This window comes from Brevibacterium sp. 1718, assembly GCF_051131255.1.
Classification (GTDB): Bacteria; Actinomycetota; Actinomycetes; order Actinomycetales; family Brevibacteriaceae; genus Brevibacterium; species Brevibacterium sediminis.
In genome coordinates this window covers 1,440,176-1,455,199 of record NZ_CP186550.1, presented here as the reverse complement: position 1 = coordinate 1,455,199, position 15,024 = coordinate 1,440,176, and the positions used below count along the sequence as shown (strand labels likewise).

12 protein-coding genes are annotated in these 15,024 nt (G+C 65.5%); 3 read left to right on the top strand and 9 right to left on the bottom strand.

The window, feature by feature from the left end:
- Nucleotides 1-75: 75 nt before the first annotated feature.
- Nucleotides 76-2,625: a UvrD-helicase domain-containing protein gene (locus tag ACOZ9V_RS06435; RefSeq protein WP_434594511.1), complete on the top strand. Its 2,550-nt coding sequence runs from the start codon at nt 76-78 to the stop codon at nt 2,623-2,625.
- 189 nt (nt 2,626-2,814) lie between these two features.
- Here the strand turns inward: ACOZ9V_RS06435 and ACOZ9V_RS06430 are convergent, their stop codons facing one another.
- From ACOZ9V_RS06430 to purN, 4 genes are all read right to left on the bottom strand, one after another.
- Nucleotides 2,815-3,012, bottom strand: coding sequence for an antitoxin (locus ACOZ9V_RS06430; protein ID WP_420096490.1), 198 nt, complete (start codon nt 3,010-3,012; stop codon nt 2,815-2,817).
- Nucleotides 3,013-3,133: 121 nt separating this feature from the next.
- Entirely contained in the window at nt 3,134-3,475 is a 342-nt protein-coding gene (locus tag ACOZ9V_RS06425) for a DUF3017 domain-containing protein (RefSeq protein ID WP_259356543.1), read from the bottom strand.
- 1 nt (nt 3,476) lies between these two features.
- Complete coding sequence (purH, locus tag ACOZ9V_RS06420; protein ID WP_434594506.1) at nt 3,477-5,021, bottom strand: bifunctional phosphoribosylaminoimidazolecarboxamide formyltransferase/IMP cyclohydrolase; 1,545 nt, start codon at nt 5,019-5,021, stop codon at nt 3,477-3,479.
- A gap of 48 nt (nt 5,022-5,069) precedes the next feature.
- Entirely contained in the window at nt 5,070-5,693 is a 624-nt protein-coding gene (gene purN / locus ACOZ9V_RS06415) for a phosphoribosylglycinamide formyltransferase (protein WP_139469680.1), read from the bottom strand.
- A gap of 102 nt (nt 5,694-5,795) precedes the next feature.
- Between purN and ACOZ9V_RS06410 the strand changes: the two genes are divergently transcribed.
- Nucleotides 5,796-6,248 (top strand): hypothetical protein, encoded by a 453-nt coding sequence (locus ACOZ9V_RS06410; protein ID WP_101545186.1) that lies wholly within the window; start codon nt 5,796-5,798, stop codon nt 6,246-6,248.
- Between the two features lie 166 nt (nt 6,249-6,414).
- On the opposite strand, the gene ACOZ9V_RS06405 is transcribed toward ACOZ9V_RS06410, so the two are convergent.
- A complete protein-coding gene (locus tag ACOZ9V_RS06405; protein WP_434594501.1) occupies nt 6,415-7,752 on the bottom strand; it encodes a cell division protein PerM in 1,338 nt (445 codons plus the stop codon).
- A 115-nt stretch (nt 7,753-7,867) separates the two neighbouring features.
- Between ACOZ9V_RS06405 and ACOZ9V_RS06400 the strand changes: the two genes are divergently transcribed.
- Nucleotides 7,868-9,676 (top strand): hypothetical protein, encoded by a 1,809-nt coding sequence (locus tag ACOZ9V_RS06400; protein ID WP_434594498.1) that lies wholly within the window; start codon nt 7,868-7,870, stop codon nt 9,674-9,676.
- Nucleotides 9,677-9,813: 137 nt separating this feature from the next.
- Here ACOZ9V_RS06400 and ACOZ9V_RS06395 read toward each other — a convergent pair whose 3' ends face one another.
- Genes ACOZ9V_RS06395 through ACOZ9V_RS06380 form a run of 4 tightly spaced genes read right to left on the bottom strand, consistent with a single transcriptional unit; the run spans nt 9,814 to nt 15,019 of the window.
- Complete coding sequence (locus ACOZ9V_RS06395) at nt 9,814-11,232, bottom strand: amidase (protein ID WP_139469683.1); 1,419 nt, start codon at nt 11,230-11,232, stop codon at nt 9,814-9,816.
- A gap of 49 nt (nt 11,233-11,281) precedes the next feature.
- Nucleotides 11,282-13,171, bottom strand: coding sequence for a dipeptide ABC transporter ATP-binding protein (locus ACOZ9V_RS06390; RefSeq protein WP_218973670.1), 1,890 nt, complete (start codon nt 13,169-13,171; stop codon nt 11,282-11,284).
- Nucleotides 13,122-14,075 (bottom strand): ABC transporter permease, encoded by a 954-nt coding sequence (locus ACOZ9V_RS06385; RefSeq protein ID WP_139469685.1) that lies wholly within the window; start codon nt 14,073-14,075, stop codon nt 13,122-13,124. The genes ACOZ9V_RS06390 and ACOZ9V_RS06385 overlap by 50 nt, the downstream gene beginning before the upstream one ends.
- Entirely contained in the window at nt 14,072-15,019 is a 948-nt protein-coding gene (locus ACOZ9V_RS06380; protein WP_139469686.1) for an ABC transporter permease, read from the bottom strand. The genes ACOZ9V_RS06385 and ACOZ9V_RS06380 overlap by 4 nt, the downstream gene beginning before the upstream one ends.
- Nucleotides 15,020-15,024: the final 5 nt, after the last annotated feature.

Sequence of the window (15,024 nt, the reverse complement as noted above, 5' to 3'; positions counted from 1 at the left end):
GTTGCTGAGCCGCCGTCAGGTAGTTCTGAGGGGTGTGAGCTCGTGTCCGAGGCTGACGGTATCGTTGGGGGCGACATGACTGCTGCAGCTGAACACACCGACCATGCCGCCGGCGCCGACTCCCGAGCGGCCGAACTCCTCACCGGACTCAACCCCAGGCAGCGCGAGGCCGTAATCCATACGGGATCCCCGCTGCTCATCGTCGCCGGAGCCGGATCGGGCAAGACGACCGTGCTCACCCGACGCATCGCCTACGCCTTGGCCACCGGTCGCGCCCACCCCGGCGAAGTCCTGGCGATCACGTTCACGAACAAGGCCGCGAAAGAGATGGCCGAACGCGTGTCCTCGATCGTCGGCCCTGCCTCCCGCGCCATGTGGGTCTCGACCTTCCACTCCTCGTGTGTGCGCATCCTCCGCCGCGAGGCGAAGGTGCTGGGCATGAAGTCGAATTTCACGATCTACGACGCCCAGGACGCCCAGCGCCTCGTCGCCCAGATCCTCAAGGAGCTCGGCCTCGACACGAAGAAGTACGCCCCGCGGGCCATCCTGCACCGAATCTCGAACCTCAAGAACGACCTGCAGACCCCCGACGACTTCATCCCGCGGCCCAACAATCCCGCCGACGAGGTGCTCGCCGACGTCTTCAAGCGCTACACCTCCCGTCTGCGCCTGGCCAATGCCTTCGACTTCGACGACCTCATCGCAGAGACCGTCCACCTCTTCGGCGCCTTCCCCGAGGTGGCCGATTCCTACCGTCGCCGGTTCCGCCATATCCTCGTCGACGAGTACCAGGACACGAACCCAGCACAGTACGCCCTGATCAAAGCCCTGGCCGGTGACGGCGCAGGAGGGCCGACGGGTGCCGAACTCACCGTCGTCGGCGACGCCGACCAGTCGATCTATGCCTTCCGCGGCGCCACGGTGCGCAACATCGTCGAGTTCGAGAAGGACTTCCCGAACGCGGACACCATTCTGTTGGAACAGAACTATCGGTCGACGCAGAACATCCTCGACGCCGCCAATGCCGTGATCGCGAACAACGACGACCGCCGCGAGAAGAAGCTGTGGACCTCGGAGGGTTCCGGCGAGCAGATCGTCGGCTGGGTGGCCGAGAACGAACAAGGTGAAGCCCGGTTCATCGTCGACCGCATCGATGACCTCATCGACGAGGAGAAGTACACCTATGGTGACTTCGCCGTGTTCTACCGCACGAACGCTCAGTCGCGCGCCATCGAAGATGCGCTGGTCCGGTCCGGAATCCCGTACAAGGTCGTCGGCGGCACCCGCTTCTACGAGCGCAAGGAGATCAAGGACGCCCTCGCCTACCTGCGCGTCGTCGCCAACCCCGATGACGACGTCAATCTGCGCCGCATCCTCAATGTGCCCAAACGCTCCATCGGCGACCGCACCGAGGGCATCATCGCCGACTTCGCCGACCGGGAGAACATCAGCTTCTTCACCGCCCTGGGCCGCCTCGACGAGATCCCTCACCTGAGTTCGCGCGCCCTGACCTCGGTGCAGAAGTTCTACGACCTCATGCAGGACCTGCGCTCGACCGCCGAATCCTCCCCGCTCTCCCGGGTCATCGAGGCGATCCTCGAACAGTCCGGGTACCTCGAATCGCTGCAGAAGAGCACCGATCCGCAGGACGAGTCCCGTGTCGACAACCTCGCCGAACTCGTCGCCGTGGCCGAGGATTTCGTCGCCACTCGGGAGGCTGCCGCAGTTGCGGAACCGGACACCCCGGATGACACCGACACAGATGACGGCACCGACACCGAGGCGACCGCCGCCGCGGAGCCCAGAGGCACAGAGACTGAAACCGCCGCCGAGGCGGTCGACCCCGACGTCGATGACGTCGGTTCCGCAGACGCCTCCGCTGCGCCGGGCGTCGGCGCGGCGGCCATCGATCAGTTCCTCGAGCAGGTGGCTCTGGCCTCGGACACTGATCAGATCCCCGATGCCGAACTCGGTCAGGTCACACTGATGACTCTGCACACGGCTAAGGGACTCGAGTTCCCGGTGGTCTTCCTCACCGGGCTCGAAGACGGAGGATTCCCGCATTCGCGTTCCTTCGAGAATCCGCAGGAGCTGTCGGAGGAGCGGCGTCTGGCGTATGTCGGGCTCACGCGTGCACGGCAGCGTCTGCTCGTCACTCGCGCCGAGACCCGGAGCATGTGGGGTCAGCCTCAATACAATCCGCCGAGCCGGTTCCTGTCCGAGATCCCGGAGAACCTCATCAATTGGGAGAACACGGGCAGCTTCTCCGGCGGGTTCGCTTCGGGCGGCTTCGGTTCCGGAGGTTTCGGCTCCGGCGGCTATTCGTCCGGATACTCGGGAGGATCACGCGGCTTCGGGTCATCACGGTCGTCCGGTGGCGGCTCCCGCTCAAGCTCGAGTGCGAGTTCGTCGACACCGGTTGCCGGATTCCCCAATCGGATCCGACCCAATCGTGAGGTCATCTCCGTCGAGGTCGGCGAGAAGGTCTCGCACGAGTCCTTCGGGCTCGGCACCGTCACCGAAGTCAACGGTGTCGGAGACAAGACCGTGGCCGTCGTCGACTTCGGTTCGGCCGGATCGAAGCGGCTGCTGCTGCGCTACGCCCCGATCGAAAAACTCAGCTGAGGCAATGGTGCAGGTGGATGCACGGCCAAGCCGTGCATCCACTGCACTGAGCCGTTCTCTCGCGCAGCGAAGCCACTCGTGCCCCGATAGTTGGTATCGACTGACGCTAGCCAGAACACAAGAAAGCGCCGAGGAGAATCACATTCTCCTCGGCGCTCATCCATGCCGGACGCGGCTATGGATTAAAGATCATTCGTTGCCGAGCTTGTCATCGGCTCCGTCGCGACCCTGATTGATCTGGTCTTCGAACTTTCCACCGGTGACATTGTTGGCTGCGTCCGAGGCCTTGTCCAGGCCCTGGTCGCTGATCTCTTCACCCTTATCGCTATTCAAGGCGTCCTTGGCTTTGTTAGTAAGATCGTCGAGCCCCATGCTGTCTCCTTTCATCGGAAAAGGTTCGAAGCGAACCTCTGACGCCACTCACCTTGCCACTATTGTCGACGTGACGACACCTGCGCGTCCCATTTCTCAGCGAATGCACATAAAGAACGTCGCCGAGACCGACTCCTCAGCGGGTCAGCGGTACGAGGAACGCAAGCCCGACCAGCAGTCCGGCGAACACCAGACAGGTCGTGATGTCGACGACCTTCGACCGATTCGCCCACACTTCGGTCCACGGCGGCGGCATCGCTCGGAACCCGGCGAGACCGGCAGGAACGACCGCGAGGACGACAGCACCGAGGCGGAAATCGATGACGGAGCACGCCGCGGCGGCGGCGACGCCCAGGAGACAGCCGAGCAGCACCCAGTCACGCCGAGTGGGATGCGCGTATCGCCGTTTCCAGTAGATCCATCGCTTCGCGATCGGCCCTCTCCCCCGCCGTGCGTGGCGGGGGTGAGGCCGCTTCATCTCAGTGGAAGAAATGGCGGCTCCCGGTCAGGTACATCGTGATCCCTGCCGCCTCCGCGGCCGCGATGACCTCATCATCGCGGATCGATCCGCCGGGCTGCACCACGGCGGTGACTCCTGCGTCGATGAGGATCTGCAGACCGTCGGGGAACGGGAAGAAGGCGTCGGAGGCTGCGACCGCACCGGTGGCGCGTTCGGCTCCGGCACGTTCGACAGCGAGTTTGGCCGAGTCGACGCGGTTGACCTGACCCATGCCCACACCCACCGAGGCTCCCCCCTTGGCGAGCAGGATCGCGTTGGACTTCACAGCCCGTCCGGCCTTCCACGCGAATTCGAGATCCGCGAGGACCTCGGGTGCAGCTGCCGGACCAGCGGCCAGGGTCCAGTTCTCGACGGAGTCGCCGTCCGCCTGGAAGGCGTCGCGGTCCTGTACGAGGAACCCACCGCTGATCGGCTTGACCTCGTCTGTGGGCACATCGATGTCGCCGAGCTCGAGCAGTCGCAGGTTCTTCTTCGTCGTGAGGATCTCAAGTGCCTCGGCGCTGAACGACGGAGCGGCCAGGCATTCTGTGAAGATCGGCTTGATCGATGCTGCGAGCTCTGCGTCGACCTCGCGGTTCGTGGCGATGACACCGCCGTAGGCCGACAGCGGATCGCATTCGTGGGAGGACTTGTGCGCAGCGGCAGCGGTCTCACCGACGGCGATTCCGCAGGGGTTCGCATGCTTGATGATGGCGACGGCCGGCTGCTCGAAGTCGAATGCCGCGCGGATCGCGGCATCGGTGTCCATGTAGTTGTTGTACGACATCGCTTTGCCGCCGAGCAGTTTCGCACCGGCGATTCCGGCGGTGCCGTCGGAGTACACGGCAGCAGCCTGGTGCGGATTCTCTCCATAGCGCAGGTCGGCGATCTTCTCTCCGATGAGGCCGGCGAATGCGGCCTTCTCATCGGTGGCGAGTTCCGCGGCGAACCAGGAGGCGACGGCCGCGTCGTAGGCGGCAGTGTGGGCGAAGGCGCGGGCGGCGAAGGTGCGGCGGGCATCGATATCGAAGCCGTCTCCGGCGGCTGCGTCGAGCACGGCCGAGTAGTCGGCCGGATCGGTCACGACGGTGACCGTGGGGTGGTTCTTCGCCGCCGCACGCACCATCGAGGGTCCGCCGATGTCGATCTGTTCGATGCAGTCGTCGAAGCCGGCTCCGCTCGCGACGGTGTCGGCGAATGGATAGAGGTTGACGACGACGAGGTCGAAGGGCTCGATCTCGAGTTCGGACAGCTGTTCCAGGTGCTCAGGCTTGCGGGAATCGGCGAGGATGCCGGCGTGGACGCGCGGATGAAGGGTCTTGACCCGCCCTTCGAGGCACTCGGGGAACCCGGTGAGGTCTTCGACCTTCGTCACCGCGGCTCCCGCCTCGGCGATCTTCGCTGCCGTTGATCCTGTCGACACGATCTGGACTCCGGCGGCGTGGAGGCCGCGAGCCAGCTCCTCCAGCCCGGTCTTGTCGTAGACGCTGATCAGCGCTCTCTTGATCGCGCGGGTTCCTGTCACAGATCCTCCTCGAGGTTCGGTTGCCGGTCGGTTCTTCTCACGGCGGGGTCAGTGGGCGGTCATCGCCGAGGCGACATATCCGCGGACATGTCGCCCTTCGACGACGAGGTCGGTGTGGGCCAGATGTGCCAGCAGACGCACGAGCTCTTCGCGTTCCCGGGCTTTGATGTTCTCGTGCACGGTCTCCTCGGTGTCGTCATCGCCGATGGGCACCGCGTACTGAGTGATGATCGGTCCGGTGTCGACTCCGGTGTCGACGAGGTGAATGGTTCCGCCGGTCAGCTTCACCCCATGGGCGAGCGCGTCGCGGACCCCGTGTGCACCCGGGAACGACGGCAGCAGCGCCGGATGGGTGTTGATGATCCGGGACGGGAAGGCCTCGACGAAGCTGGGACCGAGGATGCGCATGAAACCGGCAGAGACAACCCAGTCCGGGGCGAGCTCGGCCACCGTGTCCTTCAGCGCCAGGTTCCACTCGTCGCGGTCGGCGAAGTCCTTGGGCCGGACGACGAAGGAGGGAATCTCATGCTGTTCGGCTCGGGTCAGGACCCCTGCGGTGTCCGAGTCGGCCCCGATGGCGACGATGTCGACTCCACGGGTCCCGTCGGCGAAAGCGTCGATGACGGACTGCGTGAGGGTACCGGATCCTGATGCCAGAAGAACGATGCGCACCCGCACAGTCTAACGTCTGCAGCACATGGACGATGCCCTGCTGTCATCGTGCGGACACGGCCCGCCGAGGCATTTGTCAGTCGACTGTGAGAAACTGATCCAGTGACGTCACCGCAGAATACCGAAGAGAAGAAGGCGCCGACTCCCGAAGAGGAGGCACAGGCCGCACCGGCACGACACGGGCTCGTCCTGATACTGCTGATCCTCGCCTCGGTGCTGACGTTCACGTATCAGCTGCCGTTCAAGCTCGCCGCCATCGGCTTTGCCATCGCCGCAGTCGTCTGGTCGGTGAAGTACATCGTCGCCGTCGTCAAGACCAAGCAGCGCCGGAACATGTCCTTGGGCATCCTCGGCGGTCTGCTCAGCATCTACCTCATCTTCTCCACGATGTCCTCGGTCATCCTCTGGCCGGTGCAGTCGAAGTACGAGGAATGCCTGCGCGACGCGATCACGCAACAGGCGCAGCTCTCATGCTCGAGTGAGTATCAGTCGGGTCTGGGTGACTGGTTCAAGCAGGTCACCGGCCAGGATCTCGACCTGCCCGGCACCAAGTGATCCACGGGGCCACGGTCCAGGTCATTCAGCGCTGATCCCCTCACCGAGGATGTCCTCGGTTCACGCCTGACCCGTCACCGAGGCGGACTTCCGTTCGCGCCACAGCCGCGGTGAGTACGCTGCCTCACCGAGGCAGCCCAATCCGTCACCGAGGCGGCGCCCTCGTCTAACGCGGTTCGTCTTCGTCGACGATGTCGTCGGCGAGCGATTCCGGTTCGTCCTCATCGAACGCATCCGTTGTGCGGTCCTCTTCGAAAGCGCCCGCTGTGGCATCCTCGTCGTCGGGGTACTCTTCGTCATCCTCGGCGAATTCGGAATACTCGGCGTGCAGACCGGAGAGTCTGATCAGCAGAAGGCCGGCGGCCATCATTCCCACACCAATCCACCCAGTGATCGCCAGCGCCGACGTCAGGGCCGAGGGTCCGAACCCGGAGAGACCCAGCGGGCCCAAGGCCCCACCGGCGAACAGTGCGAGCACCTCGAGGGCGACGAACAGTATCCCGATTGCAAGCCCCAGTCCCATCCACGACTGTGCGGCGATGTCGCGGGCTCGGTCGCGGCCGAGGATGACGCACAGCAGACCGAGCAGCACGAGAAGCGCCGGTGCGGCCGCCGTCCAGGCGGGATAGTCACCGTCCAACAGCTGCAGCACGTGCACATCGGGCACGGGCGCTGAGGTCGAAGTGAATGCAGAGCTCGTCCCGGCCCCGCCGATGCTCACTCCCGTCCCGGCGGTCCACGACAGGGCTGAGAAGAGGATGCTCGGGGCGAAGAGCGCCTGAACGACGATGAGACCGATGCCTGCGGCGACCGGTGAGCTGTAGACCTGCACAGTGTCGGCGACATCGCTCCAGCGGATCACGATTCCGACGACGAGCACGATCGCACCGAGTGCCGCAGCGGCCCACAGCAGACGGCGTGCGAGTCCGACGGAGACAGTCCAGGTGTCATCGGCGATCACGGCCAGTCCGGGGATGTCACCGATTCCTCGCACCCGAATGAAGGCCCACGCCACAGCCGTGACGAGGAAGAGGAAGAGCCGAAGGAATCCGAGCGGAGTCACCGTGGCCTGGCCGACCAGGACCGCCGCGACGAGCAGAGGAGCGGCGTAGGCCACGACGAAGGTGCCCAGAGCTGTACCCATGAGCGCCCACCATCCGCCGGGATCGTCGTCGCTCTCGGCCGGGCTGTCCGCTGCCGTGCTGCGGGCGACTCGTTTGGCCCCCGTTGCCACCAGCAGCCACAGGCCGACAGTCACGAGGCTCGGCGCCAGCGAGAAGTCGAATCCGAGGGACGAGACACTCAGTCCTGACACCGTCCCCCACAGTGCGAACGCCCATTCGGGAATCGCCGAGTACGGCAGCTGCGAGCCGAGCCCGATGATCCAGAAGACGATGGCGACGACGAATCCCGCGGGAACGACGATGAGGTCGATCTTCACGACTTCCATGAGGGCTGCGAAGATCGTCCGACGGTAGGGCTGAGGGTGAGGAGAAGTGTGCATCAGGACCATTTTCGCCTAACCCGGCTCGGCTTCCCGGTATTGACCACGCGATTCCCTGCTCCGGGAAGTACAATTGCGCCAGGACAGGCTTGTACACGCAAAGGATGACCCCACGATGAGCAACGGGAACGATCACCCCAATTTCCCGCCACCACCCAGCGAGCCTCCGGAGAACAGCGGGTCGAAGCCCGAGTCGGAGTTGCCGACGGATGAGGGCCTTCCGGGTTCGGTCTCCGATGACGCCCCCACCGCAACCGGCGGTTCGGCTCAGTCCGGAAGCGGTTCCTCGGTGCCCGATGACCAGGCACCACCCTTGGGAGCTCCGGGCAACGATGCGCCGGAACGACCGACGGTCGCTCCGGCTGCTTCTCAGCAGAACCAACCGCCTCAGTATTCGGGCCCCGGCGCCCAGAACGATCAGTCCTTCAACTCCGGCCAGCAAGGCGGAGCCAACGTTCAGGGCGGCCCACAGGCGGGTCCCTATCCCGGTGCCCCGTCTCCGAGTGACCAGCCTCAGAACGGGCAGTATCCGAACAACCAGTACCAGAGCCCGCAGCAGCCGAACGGCGGCTACCCCGGGGCTCAATCGCAAGGCGCTCAGCCGCAGGGCGGCCAACAGCCAGGCGGTCAGTATTCGAATGCGGCATATCCGGGGGCGTCTAATCAGCCGTACCCCGGCGCTCAGGACCAGCCGGGCCAGTACAACTCCGCCCAGAACCAGTCCGGGCAGTATCAGACGGGGTCGGGTCCGAACGCCCAACAGACCGGTTCCGGTCCGTCCCAGGCGATTCCGCAGCCTGCACCGGCTCCGGGTTTCGCCGGCGGTCAGAGCACCGCGACGCGTGCCGACAATCGCCCCGATAAGAAGAAGAGCAAACTTCCGCTCTTCATCACCCTCGGTGCGGTCGCGCTGGTCATCATCCTCGTCCTCGTCGGGTTCTTCGTCATCGGCAGCGTGAACAAGAACAAGTACGGACCCGACAAGGTCGCAGAGGACTACGTCGAAGCCCTGAACAAGGGTGATTTCGCAGCCGCGGAGAAGATCGCCCCCTCGACACGGCCTGAGGGCACGAACCTCGATCTGCTGCAGAAGGAATTCACCGATTCCTCATCGGCGAAGATCGAGAAGGCCAAGGTCGAATCGTCGAAGACCGACGGGGACAAGGGCACCGTCGTCGTGTCCTACGAGCTCGACGGCAGCCCCTACAATGTGGAGCTCTCTGCGACGAAGGACGGCAAACAGGACCTGTTCTTCGACAAGTGGACGATGAAGGGCCCCGACCTCAACGTCATCTCCCTCGATATCCCCGCTGCCGACGGTCTCGCCGTCAACGGCAAGGACTACAAGGCGAAGTCGGGCACCACGTCGTTCGCTGTCTACCCCGGCAGCTACGACTTCACGATTCCGAAGAGCAAGTGGATCTCCGAAGCTTCCGATACGGCCAAGGTGAACTTCCCGAAGGCCTTCGCCCCCGGCGGACAGCCGAACAAGGGCCAGGTGTCCCCCACCACCCTCAACCTCGATCTGTCCCCGACCGGCGCCTTCGACAAGGAAGTTCAGAAACAGGTCGAGAAGGAGCTCAAGAAGTGCTTCGACAACAAGAGCATCGAGCCGAAGTGCGACTTCATCAAGTACGACCCGACCGAGATCCCAGTCGGCGGTTCGGACAAGAAGCTCGATGATCTGGCGAAGAAGAACACCGCCAAATGGGACATGAAGGAGATGCCGAAGGTGAAGGCCAGCTTCGGCGCCGGAGACACGAACACCGGCTCGTTCTTCACCGAGAAGCCAGGCAAGTTCAACTTCTCCGTCGACGGCAAGAGGGCCGGCTCCTCGTACTTCTCCAACGGCAACTCCCTGTCGGTGTCCGGAAGCGTGAAGATCGACGGAGACAAGCTCTCGGTCGAATTCTTCGACTTCTGACCTCAGGGTCCACCGCCGACACGGTGCACCTCACCTCCCCGAGGTGAGACACCCACCGTCACCGAGGCGACGTCCAAGTCACAGCGGGCCTGTGACGACCGATTCCCGGTCGTCGCAGGCCCGCTGTCGTCGTTCTCTCAGACTCCGACCGACCGAGTCGGCAGCTCGAGGTCGGCCGCGGCTTCGAACCAGGCACCGGCGGCCATGACGAGTTCGTCGGCGAACCGTCGTCCGGCGATCTGCACTCCGATGGTCCGACCGTCGTCCATGGATCCGGCCAGCACCGTCGCCGCAGGCTGTTCTGACATGTTGAACGGCATGGTGAACCCTATATGCCCCATCGGTTCGTGCACCTGCGGGTACGGCATCGGCTGCTCGGCCGGGAATGCCGCGTCCGGAGCTGTCGGCGAGATGACCAGGTCGAACTCGGCAGTTGCTTCGACCGTCCGCCGCCGGATCTCCTGAACACTGTGATAGCAGCGCATCAGGTCGACTCCGCTGGTATCGGCTCCGTCCTGTGCCCACTGCTGGATATAAGGCAGAATGAGCGCCTGTTCGTCGACAGGCAGCGCCTTGAGGTCGGCCCACGACCGGACCCGCCAGAACAGATCCATGTCGCGGAGGTGATCATCGTCGATGAAAGGATCGACCGTGACGATTTCTGCACCGGCCGCAGAGAACCTCTCTGCCGCCTCGGTGACGGCCGAGCGCACCTGCGCCGCTGCGGCGACCCCGCACCCGGCGTCGAGCTGCACGCCGATGCGCAGTCCCCGCGGGTCGAAGGCTCCAGCCGAGTCGCTGCCCGGCAGAGACTGCGCATCATCGGCGGCGAAGCGCGGCAGCCGCGAATAGTCGCGATCGTCCGGGGCGGAGATGATGTCCATGGCGGCTTTGACGTCGGCCATCGTCCGCGCCAGCGGTCCCGCACATCTGCCCAGGTAGGGGGCGTCGAGAGGCACGCGGCCGAAGCTGGGCTTGAGTCCGGCCAGACCGAGCCACGTGCATGGCAGGCGGATGGATCCGCCGATGTCGGAGCCGATGTGGATGGGTCCGTATCCGGCGGCTGCCGCGGCTCCGGCTCCGGCGCTCGACCCTCCGGTCGTCAGGCTCGGGTCCAGCGGTGAACGGGTGATTCCGTGCAGAGAGGACACTCCTGAGGAGAGCATTCCCCAGTCGGGCATCGTCGTCGAACCGAGGATGACGGCTCCGGCTTCTTCGAGACGCTCGGTGATCGGGGCATCGTGGCCGGCCACCGGCATCTCCACCCAGGCGTGGCCGCTGGGCAGCGGAACTCCGCGGCGGGCGATGTTCTCCTTGATCGTCACGGGCACCCCGTCGAGGTCGCTCAACGGTCGTCCCTCTCGCCAGCGTGCTGCGCTGGCAGCGGCGGCGTCCCGGGAGCGTTCGTCGTCGCGGTGGAACAGGGCGTTGATGGTCGGTTCGCAGTCGTCCATGCGGTCGACGACCGCGGAGTGCACCTCGACCGGGTCGAAGTCCCCGCCGGCGAATCCGGCTGCCATTTCGGCCGCACTGCGGTCGGCAAGCGATGTGGTCATATGCTGCCCTTTCTCTCGATGGTTCGTCGCATCCCGCGCGCGAGCCGGTCTATCCGGCCGCGAGTGCTTCGGCCAGGCTCGGGGTGGCGGCGATGAGGCGCCGCGTGTACTCGTCCTGCGGGTTCGCGTAGATGTCCTCCGTCGCACCCGATTCGACGATCTGTCCGGCTCTCATGACGATGACCTCGGAGCACAGGTGTTTGACGACGCCGAGGTCGTGGGAGACGAAGAGGAGAGTCAGCGCGTACTCGTCGACGAGGTCGGTGAGCAGGTTGAGGACCTGCGCACGCACCGAGACGTCGAGGGCGGAGACCGGTTCGTCGGCGACGAGGATCTGCGGCCTGGTCACGAGGGCCCGGGCGATCGAGATGCGCTGTCGCTGCCCGCCGGAGAACTGGTGCGGGTACCGGCGCAGGGAGTCCTGGTCGAGGTCGACGGCGGCGATCATCTCCTCGACCCGTGCTGCGCGTTCGTCCTTGTCGACTCCGGCGGCGATGAGCGGTTCGGCGACGATGTCGGCGATGCGCATCCGCGGGTCGAGCGAGGCGAACGGATCCTGGAACACGATCTGCAGGTTCTCGCGCAGGCGGCGCAGAGCCTGTGAGCTCGCGGCTTCGACCCGGATGTCGCCGACGCGCACATGCCCGGTGGTCGGTCGGTCGAGGCCGGAGAGGATGTTCAGCAGCGTTGACTTCCCCGATCCCGACTCCCCCACGATGCCCAGGCGGGCTCCGGCCGCGACGCTGAAGTCGATCCCGCCCAGGGCGGTGACGTCCGATCGTCTGCGACCGAAGAGTCCGCGTCCGCGAAAGATCCGGGTGACGTCCGAGACCTCGATGAGCGGTGCCGATTCCCTCACCGAGGGGGTTCGGTGGTCATCCCTCACCGAGGCGGCTCCGGCCCCTTCCCTCGCCGAGGTGGTCCTGACGCTGTCTTCGTCCGTCGACCCCGCGACGGACATGCCGGTGTGATCCGGTCGGGTCGAGATCTGCGGTTCGTCGCGAAGATCCCCCGGCTCCCCCACATCGACCGAAGCCTCTCCTTCGCCGATCTGCGGCCCCGAGTAGGCGAGCGCGGTCTTGAGTGTGAAGAGTCGGCCGCGGTCATCTGTGGCTTCGAGATCCGAGGATGCCAGGAGCCCTCGCGTGTACTCGTGCTTGGGCGCGGTGAAGATCTCGTCGACGCTGCCGGACTCGACGATGCGGCCGCGGTACATGACGATGACCCGATCGCAGACTCCGGCGACGACAGCGAGGTCGTGAGTGATGAACAGCAGTCCAGCCTCCACCGCCGAGACCCTCTCGACGATGAGGTCGAGCATATGCTTCTGCACGGTGACGTCGAGGGCGGTGGTGGGCTCGTCGCAGATGAGCAGCCTCGGCGAATTGGCCAGGGCGATCGCGAGCATGACCCGCTGCCGCTGCCCGCCCGACAGCTGGTGCGGGTAGGCGAACCGGGCGCTGTCGGGGTCGGGCATGTGGACGTCGCGGAGCAGTTCGAGCACACGCGTCGGAATCTGCCCCCGCGGCGCCTTGCCATGGAGGCGCAGCACTTCGGCGATCTGGTCGCCGATGCGCATGAGCGGATTGAGGGCGCTCATGGGTTCCTGGAACACCATGGACACGATGTCCGAGCGCAGCCCGGCCAGGGTCTTCTCGTTCGCTTCGAGAAGGTTCCCGGAATGCCCCTGCAGGTGCACCTGGCCACGGGCGTGCAGCTCTTCTGGCAGCAGACCCATCACGGACTGGGCGGTCAGCGATTTCCCCGACCCGGATTCGCCGATGAGTCCGACCCGCTCGCCCGGCGCCAGACTGAGGCTGACATCGTGGAGCACCGGAGCGTCCGCTCCGGCAGGGGTGATGGTGAGGTCACGAACCTCGAGCAGGTTCTCAGGCACCTCGCGCCTCCATCTTCGGGTCGAACCGGTCGCGCAGCCCATCGCCCAAGAGATTGAATCCGAGCACCGCGAGTGCAATGAACACTCCCGGCCACAGAGCGAGCTCGGGGTGGGTGGACAGGTACTGCTGGGACTCCTGCAGCATCCGGCCCCACGACGGGGTCGGGGCCTGGGTGCCGAGTCCGAGGAAGGACAGCCCCGCCTCGGCGAGGACGGAGATCGCGAAGGCCACGGACGCCTGGACGATGACCATTCCGGCGATGTTCGGCAGCACGTGGACGACGGCGATGGCCGGGATCCGACGGTTCGAAGCTCGCGCGGCGCGGACGTATTCGGAGCCCAGCACCTGCAGCGTGCCGGAGCGTGCGACGCGCGCGAAGCCGGGGATCGCGGCGATGCCGACGGCGACCATGGCCGGTCCCGTCCCCGGCGAGTAGACGGCAGCGAAGATGATCGCCAGCAGCAGCGCGGGGAAGGCCAACAGGATGTCGTTGGCCCGCATGATCACCGCGTCGAGCCACATTCCCCACGGCTGTTTCGCGAAGAAGGCGGAGACGATTCCGATCGGGGTGCCGATGAGCAGGGCGATGCCGACGGCGACGACCCCGACGAGCAGCGTGATCCGCGCCCCGACCATCACCCAGGTCAACGTGTCCCGTCCGAAGGTGTCGGTGCCGAACGGGTGGGTGAGGCTGCCGCTCTGCAATCGGGCGGCGGGGTCGATCGTGGTCGGGTCGTACGGGGTCCACACGAAGGAGATGAGAGCGAGTCCGACGATGAGCACGACGAGGCCCGCGCCGATGATCATCGATGCGTTCGCCCGCCGTCCGCTCCTGCGGGACCGACCCGGCCGGATCTTCGCCGAGGCGGTCGTGTCTGTCGCGTCGTGAGCGACGGGATCGACGTGGTCGCTGGGGCTCTGGGCACCGGTCGGGGTCGGGTTCATGCGGCGTTCCTGATCCGGGGGTCGACGATGGGCACGAGGATGTCGACGATGAGGTTGATGACGAGCACGAGCAGGACGAGGACCATGACGATGCCCTGCACCGCTACGAGGTCACGATTGGCGACGGCGCGGACGAGCTCGGAGCCGATTCCGGGCAGAACGAAGATCTGTTCGATGATCACGGCCCCGACCAGCAGGGTGGCCAGTTGGACTCCGGCGACGGTGATGACAGGAATCGCCGCATTGCGCAGTCCGTGCGCGAACAGCGCCTTCGTCTTGGTCAGTCCCTTGGCGCGGGCGGTGCGGATATAGTCTTCCCGCATCACATCGAGCACGGCCGAACGAACGTAGCGGGTGAGGATCGCCGCCTGCACGAGAGCAAGCGACACGACCGGCAGGACGAGACGGACAAGGAAGCCGCCGAGGCCCTCGATCGGAGCCATCCAGCCTTGGGACGGGAACCATCCGAGGGTCAGAGAGAATATGATGACGAGGATGATCGCGGCCAGGAAGTTCGGTATCGCGATGCCGACCTGGCTGATCGCCGAGATCGTCACGCCGATCCAGTTGCGCTGCTCGAGGGCGGCGAAGGTGCCCAGGGGCACGGCGATGAGGATGGACACGGCGATGGCCGCGATGACGAGGATCGCCGTGACCTGGACGCTGTCGACGATGACGGGAGTGATCTCGGCACCGGTGACGTAGGAGGTGCCGAAGTCTCCGGTGAGCATTCCTCCCAACCAGTCGAAGTACCGGATGAGTGGCGGCCGATCAAGCCCGTATTGAGCTTCGAGCGACGCTACTGCCTCCGGGGTGGCGTTCGTTCCCAGCGCCACCTGTGCCGCATTGCCCGGCAGCAGGCTCATCAGGGCGAAGATCACCACCGAGGCGACGAGGAGGGACAGCGCGAACTGGATCGCGCGGTTGATTGCGTAGGTGAGCATCGACG

What these genes read in the sequence shown, in the direction of transcription:
- ACOZ9V_RS06435 (WP_434594511.1), top strand. Translation starts at nt 76, where the DNA reads ATGACTGCTGCAGCTGAACACACCGACCATGCCGCCGGCGCCGACTCC.
- ACOZ9V_RS06430 (WP_420096490.1), bottom strand. Translation starts at nt 3,012, where the DNA reads ATGAAAGGAGACAGCATGGGGCTCGACGATCTTACTAACAAAGCCAAG.
- ACOZ9V_RS06425 (WP_259356543.1), bottom strand. Translation starts at nt 3,475, where the DNA reads ATGAAGCGGCCTCACCCCCGCCACGCACGGCGGGGGAGAGGGCCGATC.
- ACOZ9V_RS06405 (WP_434594501.1), bottom strand. Translation starts at nt 7,752, where the DNA reads ATGCACACTTCTCCTCACCCTCAGCCCTACCGTCGGACGATCTTCGCA.
- ACOZ9V_RS06400 (WP_434594498.1), top strand. Translation starts at nt 7,868, where the DNA reads ATGAGCAACGGGAACGATCACCCCAATTTCCCGCCACCACCCAGCGAG.
- ACOZ9V_RS06395 (WP_139469683.1), bottom strand. Translation starts at nt 11,232, where the DNA reads ATGACCACATCGCTTGCCGACCGCAGTGCGGCCGAAATGGCAGCCGGA.
- ACOZ9V_RS06390 (WP_218973670.1), bottom strand. Translation starts at nt 13,171, where the DNA reads ATGGGCTGCGCGACCGGTTCGACCCGAAGATGGAGGCGCGAGGTGCCT.
- ACOZ9V_RS06385 (WP_139469685.1), bottom strand. Translation starts at nt 14,075, where the DNA reads ATGAACCCGACCCCGACCGGTGCCCAGAGCCCCAGCGACCACGTCGAT.
- ACOZ9V_RS06380 (WP_139469686.1), bottom strand. Translation starts at nt 15,019, where the DNA reads ATGCTCACCTACGCAATCAACCGCGCGATCCAGTTCGCGCTGTCCCTC.